Raw genomic sequence first — 22,969 nt, forward strand, 5'->3', positions numbered from 1 at the left:
AATGTCAAAAAGAATTATTATAGATCCACTTACTAGAATAGAAGGACACTTAAGAGTTGAAGTGGTGGTTGATGAAAATAATGTCATTAAAGAAGCATATTCAGGATCAACTCTATGGAGAGGTTTGGAAACTATTGTAAAAGGTCGTGATCCAAGAGATGCAGGCTTTTTAACTCAAAGAATTTGCGGTGTTTGTACTTTTTCACACTATAGAGCAGGGATTATTGCGGTAGAAAATGCTTTAGGTATTACCCCACCATTAAATGCTGTTTTAACTAGAACTTTAATGAATGCAGCTTTATACATGCATGATCATGTGGTGCATTTTTATCAACTTCATGGGCTTGATTTTGTTGATGTTGTAAGTGCTTTAAGTGCTGATGTAAAAAAAGCAAGTGATGAAGCATTTAAATATACCGATATGCCTTATGCAACAGGTGCAGATAAACTTTTAGAAGTACAGCAAAGACTAAAAACCTTTGTAGATAAAGGAAATCTTGGACCATTTGCAAATGCTTATTATGGACATGCAACTTATCGCTTTACTCCTGAGCAAAACCTTATTGCGCTTTCACATTATTTAGAATGTTTAAGAATTCAAAGAACAATAGCTCAAGCTATGGCGATTTTTGGTGCTAAAAATCCTCATCCACAAAGCTTAACAGTAGGTGGTGTGACTTGTGTTATGGATCTTTTAAACCCATCAAGAATGGCTGAATATATGACTAAATTCCAAGAAGTAACTGATTTTATTAATCGTGCTTATTATCCAGATATCATAATGGCTGCAAAAGCTTATTCTAAAGAAGCAAGTGTATTAAATGATGTAGGAGTAAATAATTTCTACACTGAAAAAGAATTCCAAGTTTCTAGCGATGAGTGGCTGTTTGAAGGTGGTATTATTAGAAATGGTGATTTGAGTAAGGTTGAAGAAGTAGATGAAGCTAAAATCACTGAAGAAGCTACAAGATCATGGTATGCAGACAATGAAGCTTTACATCCTTATGATGGCAAAACTAATCCAAACTATACAGGCTTAATTGATGGTGAAAGCATTGATGATAAAGGTAATATGGTTCATAGTAAGGTATTTGATACTAAAGGTAAATACAGCTGGATTAAAGCTCCAAGATATGAAAATTTACCTATGCAAGTTGGACCATTAGCAAATATTTTAGTAAATTATGCTAAGGGTAATAAAATCGTAGTAGAAGCAGTTGATTCATTCTTAAAAACCACAAATTTACCACTTAAAGCACTTATGAGTACTTTAGGAAGAACAGGTGCTAGAGCGATTGAAGCTAAAATCATTGCTGATCATGGTTTAAAAGCATTTAATTCTTTAGTCGAAAATTTAAAAACAGATGAAAGCACTTGTGCTACTTATGTAATCGATAAAAATAAAGAATACAAAGGTAGATTTATGGGAAGTGCGCCTCGTGGTGCGTTGAGTCATTGGTGTAGAATTAAAAATGGTGTAATTGAAAATTGGCAAGCAGTAGTACCTTCTACTTGGAATGCAAGTCCAAAAGACGCAAATGGAGTAGGCGGTAGCTATGAGCAATGTCTTATCGGTATGAAACTAGCTGATGTTAAACAACCTTTAGAAGTAATAAGAGCTATTCACTCTTATGATCCTTGTATAGCATGTGCTGTGCATGTAATGGATACTAAAGGCAATAATCTTAGCGAGTATAAAGTTAATGTAAATTTATAAGGAAAGGACTTTAGTATGGATTCTAAACATTCCTTAAAATCAAACAGAAAGGCTGAATACGAATTCAGTATTGGCCTTCGTTTTACACATTGGTTAAGAGCAGTTGCGATCGTGATTTTAGTAGGGACTGGATATTATATTTCTTATGTGTTTCAATCTCCATCTATTTCATCTGAACCAACTTTATTTATGCAGGCAAAATACCGTATGGTACACCAAATTTTTGGATTTATCTTAATAGCTTGTGTGATTTTTAAAACATATTTGTTCTTTTTTGATTCAAAAAGTGATGGTGAGAGAAAAAGCATAAAAGATATTTTTAATGTAAAATTATGGATAGAGCAGATTAAATTTTACATTTTTTTAGGAAAGCATCCGCATTTGCAAGGTGTATATAATCCTTTGCAATTTGTAACTTATTTTTTCTTTTATCTTGTTATGTTTGGACTTATCTTAACAGGATTAATCCTTTATGTGCATGTATATCATGAAGGCTTGGGTGGATTTTTATATAACATCTTAAGACCTATTGAAGTAATGTTAGGTGGATTAGCTGATGTTAGAACCTACCATAGAATTTTAATGTGGATTGTGTTGATTTTTATTCCAGTGCATATTTATATGGCTGTGTTTAACTCAGTTAAAGGTAAAGATGGTGCTTTAGATGCTATCTTTAGTGGTTATAAATTTGTAAGAGAAAATCATTGAAACTTCTAATCTTAGGCATTGGTAATATTATGTTTGCAGATGAGGGTTTAGGCGTTCATCTTTGCAAACTTTTAGAAAAAAATTATAAGTTTTATCACGAAAAAGACTCAGTGAGCTTTGTAGATGGTGGAACTTTGGCTTTGCAACTTAGCTATATTATAGCTGAATATGATGAAATGGTTGTGATTGATTGTATTGCAGCAGATGATGCTAAGATCGGAGATATTTTTTTCTTTCCTTATGATGCAATGCCAAAAAAAGTTAATTGGAGTGGTAGCGCACATGAGGTTGAAATGCTTCAAACTTTACAATACATGGAGCTTATGGGAGATTTGCCTAAAACTCAAATTTTAGCCTGTGTGCCAAAGCGCATAGAACCATTGAGTTTTAAACTTTCAAAAGAAGTCTTGAGTGCTTTAGAAAAAATGGAGAAAATTTTACTTGATTTTTTAGAGAAAAAAGGCTTTACTTATGAGAGAGTTGCTAATTATAATATACAAGAGCTTGCTCTAAATTCTTATAAAAGCTAAGCAAAAGCTTAGCTTAATTTTTAATCATCAAATTTTTGTCCTAAGAAATTTCCATTTACATCAGTATAAATTTCCATCATATTATTTAGTTTAAATTTATAACCTTGAATTTCTTTTTCAACTTTAATTATACTTGCATTTGGGTGCATTTTCTTAATCGTTGTTAAAACATTTGGACTTAAAAAAGAAGTATCAATCGGTCTGTATTTTGCATCAATTTCTTTCCAATCTCCATTGATGAAAAACTCAAGTTCAGTTCCATTGTCTAAATAAACATCAAAACTATCAATATCTTGTTTAACTAAAGCTATGTTTGAGCCTGTAAAATGTTTTTGTATAAAATTTTTAGAATTTGCCGGTAAAGCATTTACACCTACAACCATATCTCTTGCAAAAACACAACTTGCTAGAGTTAATGCCACTAAAGCTATTTTTAATTTCATTTTTTATCCTTTAAATTGAATTATTTGTGAAATCATATAAATATTGAGTGAATTTTGTGTGAACTTTGTTTTTTTAAAATAAATAGCAAGTATTTAATTGTATAATGATAAAAAAGTTTTAAAAGGATAAATAATGTATAGGTTTGCACCATCGCCTACTGGAGATATGCATATTGGAAATTTAAGAGCAGCTTTGTTTAATTATATTAAAGCAAGACAAGAAAATACAGATTTTATTTTGCGTATTGAAGATACGGATAATGCTAGAAATATTGCTGGAAAAGAAGAGGAAATAAAAGCTATTTTAAAAGAATTTGGTATAACTTGGCAGCATTATTATGTACAAAGTGAGAATTTGAAATTTCATCGTCAAATGGCTTTAAAGCTAGTAAGTGAAAAAAAAGCTTTTGCTTGTTTTTGTACTGAGGATGAGTTAGCTCATAAAAAAGAATTAGCTAAAAGTAAAAATCAAGCATATAGATATGATGGTACTTGTGAAAAATTAGCAGATATTGATGTGTTAAATTGTGAGAAACCTTTTGTAATCCGTCTTAAAAAACCTCAATCTCAAATGAAATTTACTGATTATATTAAAGGTGAGATTAGTTTTAATCCTGAAGATATTGATAGTTTTGTGATTATGAGAGCAGATAAAACCCCAACTTATAATTTTGCTTGTGCGGTTGATGATATGCTAGAAGGTGTTACTTGTATTATAAGGGGAGAAGATCATGTTTCAAATACTCCTAAGCAAGAGCATATTAGAGCAAGTTTGGGTTATGATAAAAGCATGACTTATGCACATTTACCTATCATTTTAAATGAAGAAGGTGTTAAAATGAGCAAAAGAGAGGCTCATTCTAGTGTAAAATGGATGCTTGATAATGGATATTTAGCAAGTGCTATTGCAAATTATTTAATCCTTTTAGGCAATAAAACTCCAAAAGAGATTTTTACTTTAGAAGAAGCTATAGAATGGTTTGATTTGAAAAAAGTTTCAAAATCTCCTGCTAGATTTGACACTAAGCGCTTGATGCAAATTAACCGTGAGCATATAAAAATGCTTGATAATGATAAATTAAATTCTTTGTTAAATTTAGGCAAAGATGTAGCAGAGCTTGCAAAATTTTATACTCAAGAGGCTAGCACGCTAAATGAGATAAAAGAAAAAATACAAGCTATTTTTGCAGTTAAAAATTATAATGAATTTGAAAATGAGTGTAAGTTGATTAAAGAGATTTTAAAAGATTTGGATTTACCTCAAGAATATGATGAGTTCAAAAAGATTTTAATGGAAAAAACAAATTTAAAAGGTAAAAATTTCTTTATGCCTTTGCGTTTAGTATTAACAGGGGCTACTCACGGACCTGAAATGAGTGAAATTTATACTTTAATCAAGCCTTTTATTAAAGAAATTATAAAGGAGTAAAATGGGAGTTGGAACAAGTTTGATTGTGTCTTTGGTGCAAATTTTTTCTTTAGTGATTGAAATTTATGTATGGATTATAATTATTGCTGCTTTAATTTCTTGGGTAAGGCCTGATCCATATAATCCTATAGTACAAATTTTATATCGTTTAACTAATCCTGCTTATGCTTTTGTAAGAAGATTTATCCCTACTACTATAGGAAGTATTGATTTAACACCTTTGATTATTATTTTAGGGCTTAAATTTATACAAATATTTTTATCAAATTTAATTTTAGGAAGTTTATAAGTGTTGAAAAAAAGTGTGGTATTACTCTTAGCTGGAGTAGTTTTTGCAAATAGTGCTATGTATTCTTATAAAGAATTAGAGCAAAAACCAAATTCTTTAGCTAAGGATTATTATTTATATCGTTTATTAGAAAAAAATGAATTTAAAAAAGAAGAAGTTGAGGGTTTAAAAGAACATATTTATCGTTATGCAGGGCGTATTAAAAATGCTATTGAAACGATCATTCCGCCTTTGGGATATAATAAAGAATATGAAGCTTGTTATAAATTTAATGCGCAAAATATCTTAGATGCTAATGCTACTTGTCAGCTTATAAGATTAAACAGTTTAACTTTTATACAAGATCTTAATACTTCAACGCGTAATGAGATGAAAAAAATTATTCCACAAGATAATCCAAATTTAGTAAAGCTTTTAGAAGCTTTTAATGCTAAAGATCCTCTAAGTTATACGGTTTTAAATTATGATAGTGCAAATTTTTATAAAATTTATGGCTTTTTAAAAGACAAAAAGGATTTTTTCTTAGAAAAAGATTTTGTTGATGAGTTAGTAAAAGAAAAAGAATTTACAAATTTTGTAAAAGAAATTATCATTAAGAAAAAAAGTCCATTGATAAGAAAATCTTTGGTCAATGTGGATGCAAATTTAACTTTTCAAGATAATGCTTTTTATCTGGGAGTGAATGCTATTTTAGAAAATGACGATAAAAAAGCACTGGAATTTTTCCAAGTAGCAAAAGATACTTTTAAAAGCAAGCCTTTAGTAGATAATGCAAATTTTTGGATTTATTTAATCACTCAAGATAAAAAGTATCTTGATGAGCTTGCTCAAAGTGATTCTTTAAATATTTATAATCTTTATGCAAGAGAGTTAAAAGGCTTGCCTTTGCCTAAAATAGAAAAATTAAAGCCAAAAAAACAAAAAAATGACTTTGATATGAAAGATCCTTTTGCTTGGCAAAAACTTGCAAAAGAAATTGCAAAAGGTGCTCCTAATGAGCTAGAAAAGCTTGCAAAAGATTTTTATACTAAAGAAAATATCGCTATTTATGCTTATATTAAAGAAAGAGCTGAGGGTTTTAAAAAACATTATTTTATTATGCCTTATTTTGAGTATTTAAAAGATTATTCTACACAAAGAAAGGCTATGATTTTAGCTTTAGCTAGACAAGAAAGCCGTTTTATCCCAACAGCTATTTCAACCTCTTATGCTTTAGGTATTATGCAATTTATTCCATTTTTAGCTAATCATATAGGCAATAAAGAATTGCAAATTCCAAATTTTGACCAAGATATGCTTTTTGACCCAAAAACAGCTTATACTTTTGCAAATCATCATTTAGATTATTTAGAATCTAAGCTTAATTCTCCGGTATTTGTGGCTTATGCTTATAATGGAGGTATAGGATTTACCACTAGAATGCTCAAAAGAGAAGATATGTTTAGAGCAGGAAAGTACGAGCCATTTTTATCTATGGAGCTTGTTCCTTATGCAGAAAGTAGGGTGTATGCTAAAAAGGTTTTAGCTAATTATATTGTGTATTTGCATCTTCTGAACGATAATACACCGATTTCGAAATTTTTTGAAACTTTAACTCAAAACACTGATTCTCAAAACACAAATCAAGTTTTAAAATAGGTTTTTGTACCAACTCATCAAGGGTGATTTTGTAATAATTTGCATAATCACTTTTGATGATATATTTAAACAACTCATCATTTTGATCTAAGGCTTTTAAGTTAGTTTTTTCTCCATCTATGAGTATTGAAATTTGTTCTTGTTTGATATTGATATTTGGTAAAAAACTAAGCACAAAAACTTCTTTTTGGCTTTTTTCATCTAATACAGGATTTAGATAACTTAACAAAGCTACTACTCTATTATCTTTATAATTAAAATTGATTTTTTGTGCATACATAAGAGTTTGACTTTTTAAATCGATTTCACTTTGTTTTTGGGTTTTATTTGAGCATGCAGTAAAAATAAGTGTTAAAAAAATAATCATATAAATTTTTTTCATATTTTATTCCTAATTTTTTTATAATTATAAGCTTTTAACTTTTAAAAAGATATAATTTTGTTTATTTTCTTTGATTTAAGGAAGTTATGAAAAGATTAGCAATGGCTTTTAGTGGGCCTTCCAATTCAGGTAAAACAACTTTAATAACCCAAGTTGCTAAATATTTTATGGAACAAAATTATAAAGTATGTATTATAAAACATGATCCAAAAGATAAAGCAAGTTTTGATATAGCAAAAAAAGATAGTTTTAAATTTTTTCAAAGTGGTGCTGATGTAATGGTTTTAAGCCCTACAAGAACAACTTTATTTACACATTCTCCAAGTACTTTAGATGAAGCTATTTTCAAACTAGGGGAATTTGATTTTTTATTTATAGAGGGCTTAAAAACCTTAGATATGCCAAGAATTAGTGTTTTTTGCAAAGAAGTAGATGAGAGCTATTTTGCTTATTCTAAGGCTATTGCAAGCTATGAGAAAATCGAAAATAAAAATTTAACTTGGCTTTATTTGGATGATTTAGAAAGTATTTGTGATTTTATATTAAAAAATTCAAAAAAAGTATAGGAGTAAAATATGCAAGAATTAATTAACGATATGCAAAAAGCAGTGATTGAAATTTCAAAAGAACTTAGATATTTAAAAGATTTTGATTATACTACTTCTCAAAATGCTACTGGAGATAATCAATTAAAACTCGATGTAAAAAGCGATGAGATCATCACTAGAATTTTAAAGCAAAGCAAAGGTATAAAAAGCTTAATTAGTGAAGAAAAACAAGAGCAATTATTAATCAATGAAAATGAAAAATACATTGTTGCTTATGATCCTTTAGATGGCTCATCTTTGGTAGATGTGAATTTTGCTATAGGTTCTATTTTTGCTATTTATGAGCAAAAGGCTAGTGCAAAAAATCTAAAAGCAGCAGTTTATGCTATTTATGGTGTGCGTTTAGAGCTTATAGTATGCATAGATACTCCTAAGCTTTATAGGTTAAATGAAAATGATGAATTTGTTTTTGTTAAGGATTTAAAATTAAACGAAAAAGGCAAATTAAATGCAAGCGGTGGGACACAAAAAAATTGGTCAAATACTCATAGAGCTTTTATAAAAGCTTTATTTGATGAAGGATATCGTTTAAGATATTCAGGTGCTATGGTAAGTGATTTACATCAAATTTTACTCAAAGGTGGAGGATTATTTTCATATCCTGCAACAAGTGATGCGCCAAATGGAAAATTAAGAGCATATTTTGAGGTATTTCCTTTTGCTTTTATTTTTGAAAAAGCAGGAGGGCTTTCTACTAATGGAGAAAATGATTCTTTGCTTGATTTAGAATTTGAAAAAATCCATGCAAGTACGCCATGCTTTTTGGGTTCAAAATATGAAATTGAAAAACTAAAACAAGCTTATAAAGGGCTTTAATGGCTGAAGTTAAAGATGAATTTGAACTAGCTTTGGAAGTTAAAAAAAACGAACTTCAAGCTTGTCAAAACGATAAAAACTTAAAATCTTGTTTACCTTGCTCTATGGTTTTTGAATGCTCTTTAAGAAAAGAGTATATTGATGCAGTTTATAAGAGTATGTCTAAAGGTAAAGAAGGTGGATTTGATTTTTAATTAAAGGTTTAAAATGCGTTATATTACTACTCCGATATATTATGTAAATGATGTAGCACACATAGGTCATGCTTACACTACGATTATAGCAGATACTTTGGCTAGATTTTATCGCTTGCAAGGAGAAAAAACATTCTTTTTAACAGGTACAGATGAACATGGCCAAAAGATAGAGCAAGCTGCTAGTGCTAGAAATTTTACCCCTAAAGAATATGCAGATGAAATTAGTTCTAAGTTCAAAAAACTTTGGGATGAGTTTGAAATTTCTTATGATTATTTCATTAGAACTACAGATGAAAATCACAAATTAAGTGTGCAAAAAGCATTTAAAAAAATGTTTGATAAAGGTGATATTTATAAAGGAACTTATGAAGGCTTTTATTGTGTTTCTTGTGAGAGTTATTTTACCCAAACTCAGCTTGTAAATGAGTGTCATTGTCCAGATTGTGGTAAAAAAACACAGCTTTTAAAAGAAGAAAGTTATTTTTTCAAGCTTTCTAAATATCAAGATCAAATTCTTAAATGGTATAAAGAAAAAGAGCCGATTTTACCTAAAAATAAGGCTAATGAATTAATCCACTTTGTAGAAAGTGGTTTAAAAGATCTTTCTATTACAAGAACGAGTTTTGAATGGGGTATAAAGCTTCCAAAAGAACTAAATGATGAAAAACATGTGGTATATGTTTGGCTTGATGCTTTGATGAATTATGTGAGTGCTTTGGGTTATGGACTTGATGATAAAAATATGGATCTATGGCCTGCTCATATTCATTTTGTAGGTAAGGATATCTTGCGTTTTCATGCAGTGTATTGGCCTGCGTTTTTGATGAGTTTAGAACTCCCTTTGCCTAAATTTGTAGCAGCGCATGGCTGGTGGACCAAAGATGGTGAAAAAATGAGCAAATCTAAAGGCAATGTAGTAGCACCTAAAGAAGTAGCAGATACTTTTGGTTTAGAAGCTTTTAGATATTTTTTACTCAGAGAAGTTCCTTTTGGCAATGATGGGGATTTTTCACAAAAAGCATTAATCACGAGAATAAATGCAGAATTAAGCAATGAGCTTGGAAATTTATTAAATAGAATTATCGGTATGAGTGCTAAGTATTCTCAAAATATTATTGATTGCAAAGATGTGAATTTGTATTTTAATCAAGAATTAAATGAATGTAAAGAGTATTTAGATAATGCAATCAATGCTTTAGAAAATATCCAGCCAAATCGCTATTTAGAAGAGCTTTTTAAGGCTTTATCTTTAGCAAATTTAAGTATTAGTAAGTATGAGCCTTGGAATTTAATTAAAAATGATCAAATGCAAAAAGCTAATGCCTTAGTGGCTTTATGTGCTAATATTTTAACAAAAGTTACTATTTTACTTTCAGCTGCTATGCCAAAAACAGCTTTAAAAATTGCCAAAGCTTTAAATTTTGAAATTTCAAACGAAAACTATCAAAAACTAATTTTAAATAATCAATTATGCAATTTAAAATCAAGTGCATGTGAAGCTTTATTTCCAAAAGTTGAATTAACACAAGAAAACAAAAAAGAAGAAAAAGTAGAAGAGAAGCCAAGTTTAGCTCAAATTAAAATTGATGATTTTAAAAAAATTGAAATTAAAGTAGCATTAGTAAAAGATTGTCAAAATATAGAGGGCAGTGAAAAGCTTTTAAAATTTCAACTTGAACTTGAAAATGGCGAACTAAGACAAGTGCTTTCGGGTATTGCTAAATTTTATAAAGCTAGTGAGTTAATAGGTAAGCAAGTTTGTGTCATTACCAATCTAAAAAAAGCTAAAATTTTTGGCCATGAAAGCCAAGGTATGATTTTAAGTGCAGAAAAAAATGGTAAATTAGTTTTAATTAGCCCACAAAGTTTTATAGAAAATGGAGCTTTAATAGGCTAGATGAATATTTCTAATTTTATTGAGCTTGTTAATGCCCAAGTTTTAAACTATGGAGCAACTTCTAGTGTTTATGATTTTAGTATAGATTTAAACAAAGTCAAACAAGCAAGTGTATTTTTTGCTAAGAATAATGAACAAGCTAGTTTTGCTATAAAACTTGGAGCTTATGTTATAGTGAGCGAGGAGAAATTAAATCTTGAAGATAAAGATGTGTTTTATCTTCAAGTTGATGATCTTGAAGAAGCTATTTTTAGGCTTTTTAGATTTTTATGCGAAGAAAAATCTTATGAATTTATATGTTGTAATCATATAGAATTAAAATTTTCAAAAGCCTTTAATTTTAAAGCCTTAAATTCAAATATTTTATTAGATTTTGATCTTTTAAAAAATTCTAAAGAAAAAACTTTCTTTTGTTCTGATGATGAAAAATTTATTTTAAAATTAAAATCAAATTTTCATACATTAAAAGCTTGTAAATATGAAATTTTAGGCTCAAAATCTTTATTTCAAACGAGTTTGCTTTGTAAAAATTTGTATTTTAAAGATTTAAAATTTGCATTTTTTTATGCAGATATTTTTGCTAGTTTTATTGAATTTATAGAAAGTCAAAAATTACCCTTTAGTTTTAATGATAAAAAATTAGAACTTTTTAAAGCCTATTTTTTAAACTCAAAAAATGAAATTTGTGCTTTTGGAGGTAGCTCTAGGGTGATTTTACTCGTGGAAAATGATGAGGATTTTGACTTTATAGCACAAAAACTTCAAGACACTAAGGGTTTTAAAACCGCATTAAAAAATTCTTTATTTTGTGATTTTTCTTATACAAATTTAAAAGAATTAAAAAATTTTCTTGACTTTAGATATTGCTTGATAAAAGAAAACATAGAAGACTTTTTAGAATGTTTTTTTGTCTATGAAAAAAATATTAATTTATTTGATTAAAAAAATATATACTTTAAAAAGCTATATTTCTAATTTTATTTTATTAATTTAAAGGAAAAATATGAAAAAATTTTTATTTTTAAGTTTATTTGCTGCAGCTGCATTGAATGCTGAAATTTTAGTTTATGGCCCAGGCGGTCCAGCTCCTGTTTTAAAAGAACTTGCTAAACAATTTGAAGCAAAAAGCGGAGAAAAAGTTATCGTTAATGCAGGGCCAACACCTAAATGGATCAAACAAGCTAAAATGGATGCTGATATCATTTATTCTGGTAACACATCTATGATGGATGGATTTGTTAAAGCTATGTCAAAACAAATCAAAATACAAGATGTTCAAGTTTTAAATGCTAGAGGTTCAGGTATGATAGTAAGAGCTAATAACCCTAAAAAAATTAAAAAATTTGAAGACCTTTTAAAAGATGGTGTTAATGTTATGGTAGTTGATGGAGCAGGGCAGGTTGGCTTGTATGAAGATATGGCTTTAAAAACAGGAAAAATCGAAAATCTAGAAAAACTTAGAAAAAACATCAAAGTGTATGCTAAGAATTCAAAAGCAGCAGTTGATGAGTGGAAAAATAATCCAAATATCGATGCTTTAATCATTTGGACACATTGGATTAAAGCAGTTGGTGAGAAAGAAAATAAATTTATAAAAGCAGATAAAAACTCAATTATTTATAGAGCTGCTGAAATAGTACCAACACAAAAAGGTTTAAAAAATCCAAAAGTAACTGAATTTATAGAATTTACACAAAGCAAAGAAGCGCAAAAAGTATGGGAAAAAGAAGGTTGGTTAGCTAAATAAATTAAGTTAAAGCATTTTACTTTATTGTAAAATGCTTTTTAAATTATTTTTCGTTAATTTCTGCTTCGATGCTAATTTGTACTTCATCGCTAAGTGTTAAGCTAGAGGTATCTGGAGCAAATTTAAAATCACTTCTTTTAATTTGTCCTTGTAAAGTAAATCCTGCCTTTTCTTTACCACTATCTGTTTTAATAACCCCACCAATTTCAGTATCTAAAACAATATCTTTACTTACACCAGCAATATTTAAAGAGCCATACATCTTACCTTTTTCATTAGAAATTTTTTCATATTTGCTCATAGTAAAAGTGATGTTTGGGTGAGTTTTTGCTTTGAAAAAATCATCTTGTTGTAAATGGGTATCTCTTGCTTTATTTTCAGTATTTATAGAAGCAACTTTTACATTTGCTTGAAGTTTATTAAATTCAAATTTAGTACTATCAAAATCAACCACTGCATCATAATCTTTAAAATTTCCATTTACATTACTAATTTGCAAATGCTTGATTTTAAAAGCTACATTTGTATGAGCTTTATCTAGAATAAATTCTTTACTTAAAGCATTGCTTGCTAAAATTGAAGCAGCTAAAAATGAACCAAGTAGTATTTTTTTCATTAATTCTCCTTTTTTAATTTGTAAAATCTATTATACAAACAAAAATAAAATGAAAGTAAATTTTAAATGTACTCTATAAAATCTTTCATATGGGCTTCTTTAAAGCCTTTTAATCTTAATAAACAACTATCACATTTGCCACAAGCTTTATCTTCTCTTTCATAGCAAGACCAAGTGTATTCTAAGGCTACCTTTTCTTTTAAAGCTAATTCAACTATTTGTCCTTTGCTTAGATGAACTAATGGGGTTTTAATTGTAACATTACAAGTTTTTGTTGTGCCTTCATTGATAAACTCACTTGCTTTTTGTATGAAATTTGCACTACAATCAGGATAACCACTACTATCTTCTTGTACTACTCCTATGAAAATACTTTCGCATTTTTCTTTTTCAGCTATGGCTCCTGCAATAGATAAAAAAATACCATTTCTAAAAGGAACATAAGTATTTGGAACTTCTTTTTCGTGTAGCTTTTCTTTGGGAATTTCTAAATTTAAATCCGTTAAAGAATTACCACCAATATTTGCTATAAATGAAACATCTAAAATATATTTTGTTTTTATGTTAAGTTTTTCACAAATTTTATTAAAACATTCTCTTTCTTTAAGCATGGTGCGTTGATTGTAATCAAAATGCAAAGCAATGATTTCATATCCTTCTTTTTTGGCTAAATACGCACATAAAGTACTATCCATACCACCACTTATAATACAAAGAGCTTTTTTCATACTTTTCCTTAATTTTGATATAATTTGAAATTATAAAATCAAAAGGATAATAATGATTTTTTGCGAAGAAGAAATGGATATTTCTTTTCTTGAAAAAATTGCTCAAAAAATGAGTGATCAAAATATAGAACTTGTTTTGGTAGATGAAAAAACCATGCATGAAATTAATCTTAACCAAAGAGGAGTAGATAAAACTACAGATGTTTTGTCTTTTCCTTTAGTGCAAAATTGTGAAAATTTGCTTGGTAGTATTGTGATAAATTTAGATGAAGTAAGTAAAAAAGCAATGGAATATAAACACAGCAATGAAGAAGAAATGGCATTACTTTTTATACATGCTATGCTTCATTTGCAAGGTTATGATCATGAGGTAGATCAAGGACAAATGAGACAAAAAGAACAAGAATGGATTGAGTATTTTAAACTACCAAAAAGTTTAATTATAAGAACACAAGAAGGGGATTGAATGATTAAAAAAATAATATTAAATTTAGGTTTATGTGTGAGTTTATATGCATATAATGAAAATACATTTACATTAAATATTTTAGAAGGAAAGGAATTTGATATTCACTTATATAGTTCCATTAAAAGTAACACTAGTTATGGTTTTGTCCAAACAAAACAAAAACAATATAGTTTTTGGGGTAGTGCTAAGAATGATGAGTATTATATAGATATAGCAGATTTTGGAACTTGCGTTTTAAAAGATATGCATAAAAATAAATTTGATGCTTTATGTAAAATAGATGAAGTAAAAAAAGAATTTAGTTTTTTAGCCAGCAAGACAAATACGATGATTAATCAGCTATCACTTAAAGAACAAAAACAACTAGATGCTAATAAAACTATAGAATTTGACTTTAGTGAGGATATTTTAAAATTAACAAGTAAAAACGAAAAATTAAATAAAATTATTGATGACTTTAATGAGAATTTAGATAAAAATTCATTAAAACAAAAAGCAAAAGAAAGCTTTGAAAAATGGAGTAAAGAAAACATTTCTAATAATGAGTTTTTTTCTCAAGCTTATATGTTTTACCAAGATGAGCATATTATCTCTTTAGGAAAAAATATTTATGAATATAAAGGTGGTGCTCATGGTATGACTAATTTTTTAAGAAAAACTTATAGTATTGATGATATGAAACTTATAAATATAAAAAATGAGTTAAAAATAGAAAGTGAAGATTTTCAGAATATGATTAAGCAAAAGATTTTAAGTTTATACAGTGAAAATGAATTATTTGATATTAAAGAACTTAAAATGAGTGAAATTTTTGAAGTAAGAAAAGATGGATTAAATTTTATATGGGAACCTTATGAGATAGCTCCATATTCAACAGGAGCAGTTGAAGTTTTTATAAGTTTTGATGAATTAAAACCTTTTTGGAAGAAAAATTCAAAACTTGCTTATTTGAGTAAAATCAAATAAGCATTTAATCATCAAATTTTTGTCTTAAAATTGTTCCATTATCGTCTATGTAAAGCTTCATTTGATTGTTTAGTTTGATTTTATAATAAGAAATTTTTCTTTCTATTTCTATGATTGCTGTATTAGGGTAGATATTTTTGATGGTATTTTGTATTGTTAAAGGTAAAATCGCATAATTTAACGAGCTGAAATTTTCAGCCTCTTTAAATTCTCCATTAAGCGAAAACTCAATCTCACTTCCATCACTTAAATAAATCTCATAAGAATAACCATCTTGTTCTACTAGGCCTATTTCTGCATTAAAATAATCTTTGATAAATTGTTTGATATTTACCGGTAAAGAATCAGGTGCTATAACTATACCTGCATTAAGGGTATTTAGAGTGATCAAAAAAGCAAAAGCTAGTTTTTTCATTTTTAACCTTATTTTATTTTTTGACGATATTGTATCTTATTAGTGTGAATTTTATGTGTAAGCTAGAATTTAAATAGCTTTTTGTTATAATTATTAAAAATACAAAGTAGGGTAATGATAGCTTCTTTTTTAATCGCTTTAAATATTGTGATATTTGTCTTTGTGAATTATTTTTATTTTGGATCCTTAAATTTAGATGCTATTTTAGGTTTAAATTTATTTTTCTTCCAAGGATTTTACTGGCAAATTCTAAGCTCAATGTTTATGCATGGAAATTGGCCTCATTTGATTTTAAATATGATAGTACTTTTTCAATTTGGCTCTATGCTGGAAAAATACTTAAAAAGCTTTAAATTTGCTTTGCTTTATTTAATTGGCGGAATTCTTTGCTCTTTGCTTAGTGTTTTTTATGTGTATTTAAGTTTTGATGGTAGTTTTGTAAACGTAGTGGGCGCAAGTGGTGCTATATGTGTTTTAATGGGATATTATGCATATTTGGATAAAACTGCTACTAAAGGGCTTATCGTAGCTATATTATTAATGAGTTTTGTACCTATTTTTATGGGTGTAAATATAGCTTGGTATGCACATATTTTTGGCTTTATATGCGGATATGTTTTGGGTAAATTTAAGGTTATAAGATGAAATATATTTATTTTATCCGTCATGCTAAGGCTCAAAAAGAAAACTACGATCAAGATTTACAACGAGAGCTTAGTTCTAGTGGAAAAGATGATTTAAAAACTATGATTTATAGGATTAAAGATTTAGAATTTAAAGCTCAAAGCATTATTTCAAGTCCTGCTAGGCGTTGTATAAAAACAGCGCAAAAACTTTGTAAAAGCTTTTCTTTAAAAGAAAAAGATATCAAGATAGAAAAAAACTTTTATGATGGTAATTTAGAAGATGTATTAAATTTTATAAAAGAATTAAAAGAGAGTAGGGTAGTGCTAATTATGCATAATCCTTTATTGCAAGAACTTTGTGAATATTTAGCTCATATAGATTTAGAAAACTTTCCAACTTCTGCTATTTTATGTATGCAATTTGATATAAAAGAATTTAAAGATATAAAAGAACACAGCGGGGAAGTTGTGTTTTTTGATTATCCTAAAAGTCAAGAAAATAACTAATCTACATTTTTAAACTTCAATTTTATTTAAGTAAAAATACAAACTAAAATTTAGTTGAAATAAAAAATATACATCTTTAGTCTTTCATAGCTACATAAAATAACTTATAATATTTTTCAAAAAATTATACTTATTTTTTTATGGATAAGTTATGTTCACTCAAAAATTAAAATGCTTTAAAATACTATAATATAGGTATTTTAAAATATATTTTACTTATGAAAGAACAGATAAATATAAAAGTTTGAAAATTATAGTTTTCAATACAAAATATATATAATTTCAAGATTTTACTATTTATCATATAATTTTACATATATATTAAGTTTAAGTTAAAATATTTTTATAGACTAAAAAAGCTAAAATGATGAGTAAAAAGGAAAATAAATATAAAAGTTTAGCTTGTATGGAATTTTTGGTTTTATTTGGATTTTTGGATTAATCTTGAAAGTTGTCTTGCTAAAAGTTTGGCACTATTTTCATCTTTGCTAAGTTTTTTCATATTTTCTCTAAATTCATAAAGTCTTTTTTCTTGTGCAAAGTCATTTGAAGTATTATTTTGTTTTGAGGTATTGCTTTGGTTTGCTTGCTTTTGCGCGGTTTTTTTCTTAAAAAACATATTATCACCCTATTTTGTTTTTATAATTATAGCTTGATATTTTTTAAGTAAGATTTTTTTATAATTTTTATATTAATTTTAAAGGAAAAAAAGTTTGAAAACCATAGGTTTAATAGGTGGAATGAGTTATGAAAGCACACTTAGCTATTATGAAATAATCAATAAATTAACAAATGAAAAATTAGGAAAATTACACAGCGCTAAGATAGTTTTAACTAGCGTTGATTTTGAAGAAATAGAAGAATGTCAACGCAAGAATGATTGGCAAAAAGCAAGTGAAATTTTAACCCAACATGCCCTACTTTTGCAAAAATGCGGAGTTGATTTTATATTAATTTGTACTAATACTATGCATAAATGTTATGAGAATATACAAAAAAACATTCAAATTCCTATATTACATATAGCTAAAGCTATGCTTTTAGAGCTTCAAGAGCAAAATATCAATAAAGTATTGTTGTTAGGGACAAAATACACTATGCAAGAAGATTTTTATAAACAACTTTTAATTAACTCAAAGATCGAAGTTTTTATTCCCAAAAATGATGATATTTTAAAGCTTAATGATATTATTTTTAATGAGCTTTGCAAAGGTATTATAAATAAAGACTCAAAAAAATATTTAGATGATTTGATTACTCAATTTCCGGAGGTTCAAGGAGTAATTTTGGGTTGTACTGAACTTGGTTTAATTGTAAAAGAAAGCTCTAAAAAGCTATTTGATAGTGCTTATATTCATGCAAAAATGGCTACTTTGAAAGCCTTGGAGAATGAGTGATGAAATATCCTCTAGATTGTGAAGAAAATTTTGAAAAGTCCTTTTTATTTTGGCTTTGTAGATATGTGAAATTTAAGCTTAATTCTTTATCAAATAAGGAATTAAAAGACCCTCAAGCTTTGGCTGTAGTAAATTTAGCCTTAAGCAAGGGTGTTAAAAATATACAAGAGCTTGATGCTTATGTAAAAAAAGCAAGAAATGCAGGACTTAGTGGTGTAAATACGTATTTTAATCCTTTGAAAAAACTTTATGAGTATTTGTTATTTTATAAGCTTTATTCGCTAAAACAAATCGATGAAGAGCTTTTAGTCGAAATTTTAGCAAGTATTAGTGCTTCTTTATCTGATGCGAGTAAGAAAAATTATCGCATAGCTGTGATTAATTTTTTTGCATTTTTAGATAAACAAAATGAAGAAGATCAAAAAGCGCATATTTTTGATATTAATCTTAAAAATTGGGCAGGTATAAGTGGTTCTAAAGGAGTTAAACTGCCTGAATATATGAACGAAGATGAAGTGAGTAAATTTTTAGATGCTATTGATAATACAGATTTTAAAAGCAACACTATACGCAATCGTTTGATTATTAAAATCATCATTTTTACAGGAATTAGGGTTAGCGAGGCTATTAATATAAAATTAAAAGACATTAGCGAAGAAAATGATCTTTATATCATACGTATTAGAGCTAAAGGCAATAAATACCGCGTTGTGATGATTAAAAAAGAGCTTATAGAACATCTTTTAAAAGATGTAAAGGTAAATTATCTTTCTTGTGATGGACTTTTATTTGTCAATCGCAATGGTAAAGCCTTAACCCAAGCTTATGTTTCGCGTATAGTAGAACAAATTTTATTTAAAGCAGGAATTCGCAAGCAAAAAAACGGAGCGCATATGCTAAGACACACTTTTGCTACCCTACTTTATAAAAAACAAAAAGATTTAGTTTTAGTCCAAGAAGCACTAGGCCATGCAAGTTTAAATACTTCAAGAATTTACACACACTTTGACAATGAAAAACTAAAATTAGCTGCAGAAGTAGCAAAAAAACTTCACGATAGAACTTAAATTTTTATAAAAAAATCCGATATATCCTTAAAGAAAGGATATATCATGCAAATAAATGATTATGCTAGTAAAATTAATCCTTATATTTTAAACACTCAAAAAGAAGAAAAAGAAAGTAAAGAGAATAAGAATTTTATAGAATTTAAGTTTACACAAGGTGTGAAAGAGCTTGAAAAAAGTGTTAAAGATAATCAAAATAACAGTGAATCTGAAGATCAATTAAGCAAGCTTTATAGCGAGTTAGCTAAGATACAAGCTAAAATTGCAGAATTAAATGCAAAATTACAATCAAGTCAAGATCCGCAAAAAGCTCAAATGATTAATTCTCAAATTCAAAGTTTAAATGCACAAATGCAAAGTATATATGGCCAAATCATGCAAATACTTTCTCAAGCTATGCAAAGTATACAATGATTTTAATGTTTTTTAGCATTTAAAAACACACTAAGAATGATCAAAGCAAAAGCAAAAAGATCAATCACACTATAAATAGTTCCTAGAAATAAAAAACTCATAAAAGCAGCAGCCACAGGTTCTATACAAGCTATCATACTAGCTTTAAAAGCCCCTATTAATTCAACTCCTTTTAAATATAAACAAAAAGCCCCTATTGTGCCTATAAATACAATCGCGCTCATAGCCAAAAAGGAATTTAAAGAAAAATCATGTTTTGGGATATTTCCTTGTAATAATACAAAAAGCAAAAAAGAAGCAAATAAACTAGCTAAACCCATGATTAAAAATAAGCCATATTTTGCTATGATAAGCCTAGCACTCAAAGAATAAAACGCCACTCCAAGAGCTCCAAAAAAAGCCCAAATAACACCTCTTATATCAAGTTTTAAGTTGTTAATATCTCCATTTGTTATAAGTAAAAATAAGGCAAAAAGTATTAAAAATAAAGCGATTAGTTCTATTTTTTTAGGTAAAATTTTATTTTTAAAACACATAAAAAGCATTATGATTAATGGTGCGTTGTATTGTATCATCGTGGCGGTTCCTGCATCGGTATAATAAATAGCCTTAAAATAACCATATTGAGTTATCAATAAACCAAAGATAGAAAAAATCAAAAGAGAGCTAAGTTCTTGTTTTTGCTTTAGTAGTTTTAATTTGAAATTTTTTGCACCCAAAATTATTAAAATAATGCCGGTAAAAAGCAAACGATAAAAACTCACCCATTCAGCAGAATAATGATTTTTAAACAAATACTCAGCCAAAACCCCACTTATAGCCCAAAATATCCCACCAAGTATGACTAGAAAAACTCCCAAAAAACACCTTTAATCTTATTAATTTATATAATATTTGTAGTAAAATATTATTATATCATTATGTATATATTTTAAGGAAAATTAATGACTTATTTAGAGATTGATGGTGTTGAAAAATTAAATGGAGAAGTGATAATAAGCGGTGCAAAAAATGCAGCACTTCCTTTGATAGCTTCAAGTATTTTAGCTAAAAATGAAGTTCAAATTTCAAATTTACCAAATGTAGCAGATATTTGCACTCTACTTTCTTTGCTTGAAAATTTAGGAGCAAATTATACTTTTAAAGACAATTTTGCAAAAATAAATACAAAACATTTAAATAAAACCATAGCAAAATATGACATCGTGCGTAAAATGCGTGCTTCTATACTTACCTTAGGGCCTTTACTAGCTAGATTTGGAAATTGCGAAGTTTCTTTACCTGGAGGTTGTGCTATAGGCCAACGTCCTATTGATTTACACCTTTTAGCTTTAGAAAAAATGGGAGCTAATATTGAGATTAAACAAGGTTATGTAGTAGCTAGTGGAGAGCTTAAGGGTGCTGATGTGATGTTTGATAAAATCACTGTTACAGGTAGTGAAAATATCATCATGGCAGCAGCTCTAGCTCATGGTAAAACTAGACTTTTAAATGTTGCTAAAGAGCCTGAAGTAGTGCAACTTTGTGAGGTTTTAGCTAGAGCTGGGCTTGATATACAAGGCATAGGATCTTCTGAGCTTGAAATTTATGGCACAAGTGGAGAGCTTTTAGAATTTAAACCTTTTGAAATCATTCCTGATCGTATTGAAGCAGGAACTTATCTGTGTGCAGGGGCTATCACTAACTCAAAAATCACTCTAAAAAAAGTCAATGCAAGCCATCTTAGCGCAGTTTTGGCAAAGCTAGAGCAAATGGGTTTTAGCTTTGATATTAATGAAGATAGTATTAGTATAAATCCTGCTAAAGAAATCAAACCAGTTGAAATTTTAACTAGCGAATATCCAGGTTTTCCAACGGATATGCAAGCACAATTTATGGCTTTAGCTTTAAAAGCAAATGGTACAAGTATTATTGATGAGAGATTATTTGAAAATCGTTTTATGCATGTAAGTGAGCTTTTAAGAATGGGAGCTGATATAAGATTAAACGGGCATATTGCTACTATAAATGGCACTAAAGAGCTTTTGGGAGCTGATGTTATGGCTACTGATTTGCGCGCATCTTCTGCTTTGATTTTAGCGGCTTTAGCAGCTAAAGGCACAAGTAAAATTCATAGAATTTATCATCTTGATAGAGGGTATGAAAATTTAGAAGAAAAATTTAAAAAACTAGGCGCAAGTATAAGAAGGCTTGAAGAATGAGAGATATTTTTACAACTTTAGATTTTTTAAAAGAACAAATCAAAGCAAAAAATGAATTTCAAAAAGTAAATTTGACACAGGCTTTGGGGTGTATTTTATATGAAGATGTTTTTGTGAAAAAAAACCTACCTGCTTTTGATAATTCCGCCCTAGATGGTTATGCATTAAATTATACACATAAAAATGAATTGCTAGAAATAAAAGGAAGCATTTTAGCAGGCGATAAAAATGATTATATTATAGAAAAAAATGAATGCTATAAGATTATGACAGGAGCTAAAATTCCTCAAAATGCAAATACTATTTTAATGTTTGAAGAAGCTTTGCTTGAAGATGAAAAGCTCAATGCTAAAAATGCTAAAGAAAACAATGCTATCCGTTTTAAAGGCGAGGAAGCAAAGCTTGGAGAGCTTTTGTTTAAAAAGGGGCAAAAAATCACTTCAGGTATGGTAGCTATGCTTGCTGCTCAAGGAATTTATGAGTTAAATGTCGTTAAAAAATTGCGTGTTGGAATTTTTTCAAGTGGAGATGAGCTTGTAGAACCTTGGGAAAATGCTGATGAATACAGCATATATAATGCAAATGCTTTTGGAATTTATGCTATTTTGCAAGATTATGCTGATGTTGAGTATTTAGGACTTATAAAAGATGATTTAAATGCATATAAAAAGCTTTTAAAAAATAAAGAATTTGATATGCTTATAAGCAGTGGTGGGGCTAGCGTGGGTGAGGCTGATTTTATCAAACAAGCTTTGCTTGAGTGTGATTTTAGCCCTATTTTTGAAAAAATCAATGCTAAACTTTGTAAGCATGTAAAACTTTTTAGCAAAAGCGATATGCTTTTTCTAGCTCTACCAGGAAATCCTTTAGCTTCTTTAGTTTCAACGCATATTTTTGCAAAAAATATACTCAATTTACTTTATGGTAAAGAACTTTTGGAATTTGATAAAGCAAGATTGACTAAAGATTTAAATTTCAAAGGCCAAAGAAATGATTTTGCTTTTGGAAAATTAGTCGATGGGTATTTTAAACCAAGTGAAGCTAAATTTGGCTCAGGTATGCTAAAACCTTTATGTGAAAACACGCATATTTTAATCACGCAAATTGATGACATAAAATTAGCAAAAGATCAAGAAGTTAAAGTTTTAAAAATTTAATAGGG

The 22,969-nt window shown here is 28.4% G+C and carries 28 protein-coding genes; 21 read left to right on the top strand and 7 right to left on the bottom strand.

Annotated features, from left to right (window positions below; genetic code table 11):
- Position 1: 1 nt before the first annotated feature.
- From L8U00_RS02020 to L8U00_RS02030, 3 genes are read left to right on the top strand one after another with little or no spacing between them, the layout of a single operon-like run.
- Entirely contained in the window at positions 2-1,717 is a 1,716-nt protein-coding gene (locus L8U00_RS02020; protein WP_263708353.1) for a nickel-dependent hydrogenase large subunit, read from the top strand.
- Positions 1,718-1,732: 15 nt separating this feature from the next.
- The gene (gene cybH, locus L8U00_RS02025; RefSeq protein ID WP_263708354.1) at positions 1,733-2,425 is read left to right on the top strand and encodes a Ni/Fe-hydrogenase, b-type cytochrome subunit; all 693 of its coding nucleotides are present in this window, start codon (positions 1,733-1,735) and stop codon (positions 2,423-2,425) included.
- Complete coding sequence (locus L8U00_RS02030; RefSeq protein WP_263663353.1) at positions 2,422-2,955, top strand: HyaD/HybD family hydrogenase maturation endopeptidase; 534 nt, start codon at positions 2,422-2,424, stop codon at positions 2,953-2,955. The genes cybH and L8U00_RS02030 overlap by 4 nt, the downstream gene beginning before the upstream one ends.
- Positions 2,956-2,975: 20 nt before the next feature.
- On the opposite strand, the gene L8U00_RS02035 is transcribed toward L8U00_RS02030, so the two are convergent.
- Complete coding sequence (locus L8U00_RS02035) at positions 2,976-3,398, bottom strand: PepSY-like domain-containing protein (RefSeq protein WP_263708355.1); 423 nt, start codon at positions 3,396-3,398, stop codon at positions 2,976-2,978.
- A gap of 133 nt (positions 3,399-3,531) precedes the next feature.
- Between L8U00_RS02035 and gltX the strand changes: the two genes are divergently transcribed.
- The 3 genes from gltX to L8U00_RS02050 are packed head-to-tail and all read left to right on the top strand — an operon-like array spanning position 3,532 to position 6,754.
- Positions 3,532-4,827 carry a glutamate--tRNA ligase gene (gltX, locus tag L8U00_RS02040; RefSeq protein ID WP_263708356.1) on the top strand — a complete coding sequence of 432 codons (1,296 nt, stop codon included), beginning with the start codon at positions 3,532-3,534 and terminating at the stop codon, positions 4,825-4,827.
- Position 4,828: 1 nt separating this feature from the next.
- Positions 4,829-5,116: a YggT family protein gene (locus tag L8U00_RS02045; protein ID WP_263708357.1), complete on the top strand. Its 288-nt coding sequence runs from the start codon at positions 4,829-4,831 to the stop codon at positions 5,114-5,116.
- The gene (locus L8U00_RS02050) at positions 5,117-6,754 is read left to right on the top strand and encodes a lytic transglycosylase domain-containing protein (RefSeq protein WP_263708358.1); all 1,638 of its coding nucleotides are present in this window, start codon (positions 5,117-5,119) and stop codon (positions 6,752-6,754) included.
- Here L8U00_RS02050 and L8U00_RS02055 read toward each other — a convergent pair.
- Complete coding sequence (locus L8U00_RS02055) at positions 6,642-7,136, bottom strand: hypothetical protein (RefSeq protein ID WP_263708359.1); 495 nt, start codon at positions 7,134-7,136, stop codon at positions 6,642-6,644. The genes L8U00_RS02050 and L8U00_RS02055 overlap by 113 nt on opposite strands.
- Positions 7,137-7,222: 86 nt before the next feature.
- On the opposite strand from L8U00_RS02055, the gene mobB reads away from it, so the two are divergent.
- The 6 genes from mobB (at position 7,223) to L8U00_RS02085 (ending at position 12,401) form a co-directional block, all read left to right on the top strand.
- The gene (mobB, locus tag L8U00_RS02060) at positions 7,223-7,702 is read left to right on the top strand and encodes a molybdopterin-guanine dinucleotide biosynthesis protein B (RefSeq protein ID WP_263708360.1); all 480 of its coding nucleotides are present in this window, start codon (positions 7,223-7,225) and stop codon (positions 7,700-7,702) included.
- Between the two features lie 9 nt (positions 7,703-7,711).
- Positions 7,712-8,560, top strand: coding sequence for a class 1 fructose-bisphosphatase (locus L8U00_RS02065; RefSeq protein ID WP_263708361.1), 849 nt, complete (start codon positions 7,712-7,714; stop codon positions 8,558-8,560).
- The gene (locus L8U00_RS02070) at positions 8,560-8,754 is read left to right on the top strand and encodes a hypothetical protein (protein WP_263675498.1); all 195 of its coding nucleotides are present in this window, start codon (positions 8,560-8,562) and stop codon (positions 8,752-8,754) included. The genes L8U00_RS02065 and L8U00_RS02070 overlap by 1 nt, the downstream gene beginning before the upstream one ends.
- Positions 8,755-8,767: 13 nt before the next feature.
- Positions 8,768-10,654: a methionine--tRNA ligase gene (metG, locus tag L8U00_RS02075; RefSeq protein ID WP_263708362.1), complete on the top strand. Its 1,887-nt coding sequence runs from the start codon at positions 8,768-8,770 to the stop codon at positions 10,652-10,654.
- Entirely contained in the window at positions 10,655-11,596 is a 942-nt protein-coding gene (locus L8U00_RS02080; RefSeq protein ID WP_263708363.1) for a hypothetical protein, read from the top strand.
- 61 nt (positions 11,597-11,657) lie between these two features.
- Positions 11,658-12,401 (top strand): substrate-binding domain-containing protein, encoded by a 744-nt coding sequence (locus L8U00_RS02085; protein WP_263702590.1) that lies wholly within the window; start codon positions 11,658-11,660, stop codon positions 12,399-12,401.
- Positions 12,402-12,444: 43 nt separating this feature from the next.
- On the opposite strand, the gene L8U00_RS02090 is transcribed toward L8U00_RS02085, so the two are convergent.
- Together L8U00_RS02090 and queC are read right to left on the bottom strand one after the other, a co-directional pair.
- Positions 12,445-13,017: a YceI family protein gene (locus tag L8U00_RS02090; protein WP_263708364.1), complete on the bottom strand. Its 573-nt coding sequence runs from the start codon at positions 13,015-13,017 to the stop codon at positions 12,445-12,447.
- Between the two features lie 62 nt (positions 13,018-13,079).
- Positions 13,080-13,745: a 7-cyano-7-deazaguanine synthase QueC gene (gene queC, locus L8U00_RS02095; RefSeq protein WP_263679388.1), complete on the bottom strand. Its 666-nt coding sequence runs from the start codon at positions 13,743-13,745 to the stop codon at positions 13,080-13,082.
- A gap of 52 nt (positions 13,746-13,797) precedes the next feature.
- On the opposite strand from queC, the gene ybeY reads away from it, so the two are divergent.
- Both ybeY and L8U00_RS02105 read left to right on the top strand, forming a co-directional pair.
- On the top strand, positions 13,798-14,211 hold the full coding sequence (gene ybeY, locus L8U00_RS02100; RefSeq protein WP_257404513.1) for an rRNA maturation RNase YbeY: 414 nt from the start codon (positions 13,798-13,800) through the stop codon (positions 14,209-14,211).
- The gene (locus L8U00_RS02105) at positions 14,212-15,180 is read left to right on the top strand and encodes a DUF3298 and DUF4163 domain-containing protein (protein WP_263708365.1); all 969 of its coding nucleotides are present in this window, start codon (positions 14,212-14,214) and stop codon (positions 15,178-15,180) included.
- 4 nt (positions 15,181-15,184) lie between these two features.
- Here L8U00_RS02105 and L8U00_RS02110 read toward each other — a convergent pair whose 3' ends face one another.
- A complete protein-coding gene (locus tag L8U00_RS02110; protein ID WP_263663340.1) occupies positions 15,185-15,595 on the bottom strand; it encodes a PepSY-like domain-containing protein in 411 nt (136 codons plus the stop codon).
- A 114-nt stretch (positions 15,596-15,709) separates the two neighbouring features.
- Between L8U00_RS02110 and L8U00_RS02115 the strand changes: the two genes are divergently transcribed.
- Complete coding sequence (locus L8U00_RS02115) at positions 15,710-16,240, top strand: rhomboid family intramembrane serine protease (RefSeq protein WP_263708366.1); 531 nt, start codon at positions 15,710-15,712, stop codon at positions 16,238-16,240.
- Entirely contained in the window at positions 16,237-16,728 is a 492-nt protein-coding gene (locus L8U00_RS02120; RefSeq protein WP_263676767.1) for a SixA phosphatase family protein, read from the top strand. The genes L8U00_RS02115 and L8U00_RS02120 overlap by 4 nt, the downstream gene beginning before the upstream one ends.
- Positions 16,729-17,149: 421 nt before the next feature.
- Here the strand turns inward: L8U00_RS02120 and L8U00_RS02125 are convergent, their stop codons facing one another.
- Positions 17,150-17,347, bottom strand: coding sequence for a molybdenum cofactor biosynthesis protein (locus L8U00_RS02125; RefSeq protein WP_263679393.1), 198 nt, complete (start codon positions 17,345-17,347; stop codon positions 17,150-17,152).
- A gap of 94 nt (positions 17,348-17,441) precedes the next feature.
- Here L8U00_RS02125 and L8U00_RS02130 point away from each other — a divergent pair, with 94 nt between their 5' ends.
- The 3 genes from L8U00_RS02130 to L8U00_RS02140 are packed head-to-tail and all read left to right on the top strand — an operon-like array spanning position 17,442 to position 19,606.
- Positions 17,442-18,125, top strand: coding sequence for an aspartate/glutamate racemase family protein (locus L8U00_RS02130; RefSeq protein WP_263708367.1), 684 nt, complete (start codon positions 17,442-17,444; stop codon positions 18,123-18,125).
- Positions 18,125-19,192 (top strand): tyrosine-type recombinase/integrase, encoded by a 1,068-nt coding sequence (locus L8U00_RS02135; protein WP_263708368.1) that lies wholly within the window; start codon positions 18,125-18,127, stop codon positions 19,190-19,192. The genes L8U00_RS02130 and L8U00_RS02135 overlap by 1 nt, the downstream gene beginning before the upstream one ends.
- Positions 19,193-19,237: 45 nt before the next feature.
- Positions 19,238-19,606 carry a hypothetical protein gene (locus tag L8U00_RS02140; protein ID WP_263663333.1) on the top strand — a complete coding sequence of 123 codons (369 nt, stop codon included), beginning with the start codon at positions 19,238-19,240 and terminating at the stop codon, positions 19,604-19,606.
- 2 nt (positions 19,607-19,608) lie between these two features.
- Here the strand turns inward: L8U00_RS02140 and L8U00_RS02145 are convergent, their stop codons facing one another.
- The gene (locus L8U00_RS02145) at positions 19,609-20,466 is read right to left on the bottom strand and encodes a DMT family transporter (protein ID WP_263708369.1); all 858 of its coding nucleotides are present in this window, start codon (positions 20,464-20,466) and stop codon (positions 19,609-19,611) included.
- Positions 20,467-20,550: 84 nt separating this feature from the next.
- Here L8U00_RS02145 and murA point away from each other — a divergent pair, with 84 nt between their 5' ends.
- Positions 20,551-21,807: a UDP-N-acetylglucosamine 1-carboxyvinyltransferase gene (gene murA / locus L8U00_RS02150; protein WP_039618249.1), complete on the top strand. Its 1,257-nt coding sequence runs from the start codon at positions 20,551-20,553 to the stop codon at positions 21,805-21,807.
- The gene (locus L8U00_RS02155; RefSeq protein ID WP_263708370.1) at positions 21,804-22,964 is read left to right on the top strand and encodes a molybdopterin molybdotransferase MoeA; all 1,161 of its coding nucleotides are present in this window, start codon (positions 21,804-21,806) and stop codon (positions 22,962-22,964) included. Before murA ends, L8U00_RS02155 begins: the two co-directional genes overlap by 4 nt.
- Positions 22,965-22,969 lie beyond the last annotated feature (5 nt).

The organism is Campylobacter sp. IFREMER_LSEM_CL2256, from assembly GCF_025771645.1.
Taxonomy (GTDB): Bacteria; Campylobacterota; Campylobacteria; order Campylobacterales; family Campylobacteraceae; genus Campylobacter_D.

Bases quoted from the DNA above. Each gene is read 5' to 3' on its own strand.
- L8U00_RS02020 (WP_263708353.1), top strand. From the start codon at position 2: ATGTCAAAAAGAATTATTATAGATCCACTTACTAGAATAGAAGGACAC.
- cybH (WP_263708354.1), top strand. From the start codon at position 1,733: ATGGATTCTAAACATTCCTTAAAATCAAACAGAAAGGCTGAATACGAA.
- L8U00_RS02035 (WP_263708355.1), bottom strand. From the start codon at position 3,398: ATGAAATTAAAAATAGCTTTAGTGGCATTAACTCTAGCAAGTTGTGTT.
- gltX (WP_263708356.1), top strand. From the start codon at position 3,532: ATGTATAGGTTTGCACCATCGCCTACTGGAGATATGCATATTGGAAAT.
- L8U00_RS02045 (WP_263708357.1), top strand. From the start codon at position 4,829: ATGGGAGTTGGAACAAGTTTGATTGTGTCTTTGGTGCAAATTTTTTCT.
- L8U00_RS02055 (WP_263708359.1), bottom strand. From the start codon at position 7,136: ATGAAAAAAATTTATATGATTATTTTTTTAACACTTATTTTTACTGCA.
- mobB (WP_263708360.1), top strand. From the start codon at position 7,223: ATGAAAAGATTAGCAATGGCTTTTAGTGGGCCTTCCAATTCAGGTAAA.
- L8U00_RS02065 (WP_263708361.1), top strand. From the start codon at position 7,712: ATGCAAGAATTAATTAACGATATGCAAAAAGCAGTGATTGAAATTTCA.
- L8U00_RS02070 (WP_263675498.1), top strand. From the start codon at position 8,560: ATGGCTGAAGTTAAAGATGAATTTGAACTAGCTTTGGAAGTTAAAAAA.
- metG (WP_263708362.1), top strand. From the start codon at position 8,768: ATGCGTTATATTACTACTCCGATATATTATGTAAATGATGTAGCACAC.
- L8U00_RS02080 (WP_263708363.1), top strand. From the start codon at position 10,655: ATGAATATTTCTAATTTTATTGAGCTTGTTAATGCCCAAGTTTTAAAC.
- L8U00_RS02085 (WP_263702590.1), top strand. From the start codon at position 11,658: ATGAAAAAATTTTTATTTTTAAGTTTATTTGCTGCAGCTGCATTGAAT.
- L8U00_RS02090 (WP_263708364.1), bottom strand. From the start codon at position 13,017: ATGAAAAAAATACTACTTGGTTCATTTTTAGCTGCTTCAATTTTAGCA.
- queC (WP_263679388.1), bottom strand. From the start codon at position 13,745: ATGAAAAAAGCTCTTTGTATTATAAGTGGTGGTATGGATAGTACTTTA.
- ybeY (WP_257404513.1), top strand. From the start codon at position 13,798: ATGATTTTTTGCGAAGAAGAAATGGATATTTCTTTTCTTGAAAAAATT.
- L8U00_RS02105 (WP_263708365.1), top strand. From the start codon at position 14,212: ATGATTAAAAAAATAATATTAAATTTAGGTTTATGTGTGAGTTTATAT.
- L8U00_RS02110 (WP_263663340.1), bottom strand. From the start codon at position 15,595: ATGAAAAAACTAGCTTTTGCTTTTTTGATCACTCTAAATACCCTTAAT.
- L8U00_RS02115 (WP_263708366.1), top strand. From the start codon at position 15,710: ATGATAGCTTCTTTTTTAATCGCTTTAAATATTGTGATATTTGTCTTT.
- L8U00_RS02120 (WP_263676767.1), top strand. From the start codon at position 16,237: ATGAAATATATTTATTTTATCCGTCATGCTAAGGCTCAAAAAGAAAAC.
- L8U00_RS02125 (WP_263679393.1), bottom strand. From the start codon at position 17,347: ATGTTTTTTAAGAAAAAAACCGCGCAAAAGCAAGCAAACCAAAGCAAT.
- L8U00_RS02135 (WP_263708368.1), top strand. From the start codon at position 18,125: ATGAAATATCCTCTAGATTGTGAAGAAAATTTTGAAAAGTCCTTTTTA.
- L8U00_RS02140 (WP_263663333.1), top strand. From the start codon at position 19,238: ATGCAAATAAATGATTATGCTAGTAAAATTAATCCTTATATTTTAAAC.
- murA (WP_039618249.1), top strand. From the start codon at position 20,551: ATGACTTATTTAGAGATTGATGGTGTTGAAAAATTAAATGGAGAAGTG.
- L8U00_RS02155 (WP_263708370.1), top strand. From the start codon at position 21,804: ATGAGAGATATTTTTACAACTTTAGATTTTTTAAAAGAACAAATCAAA.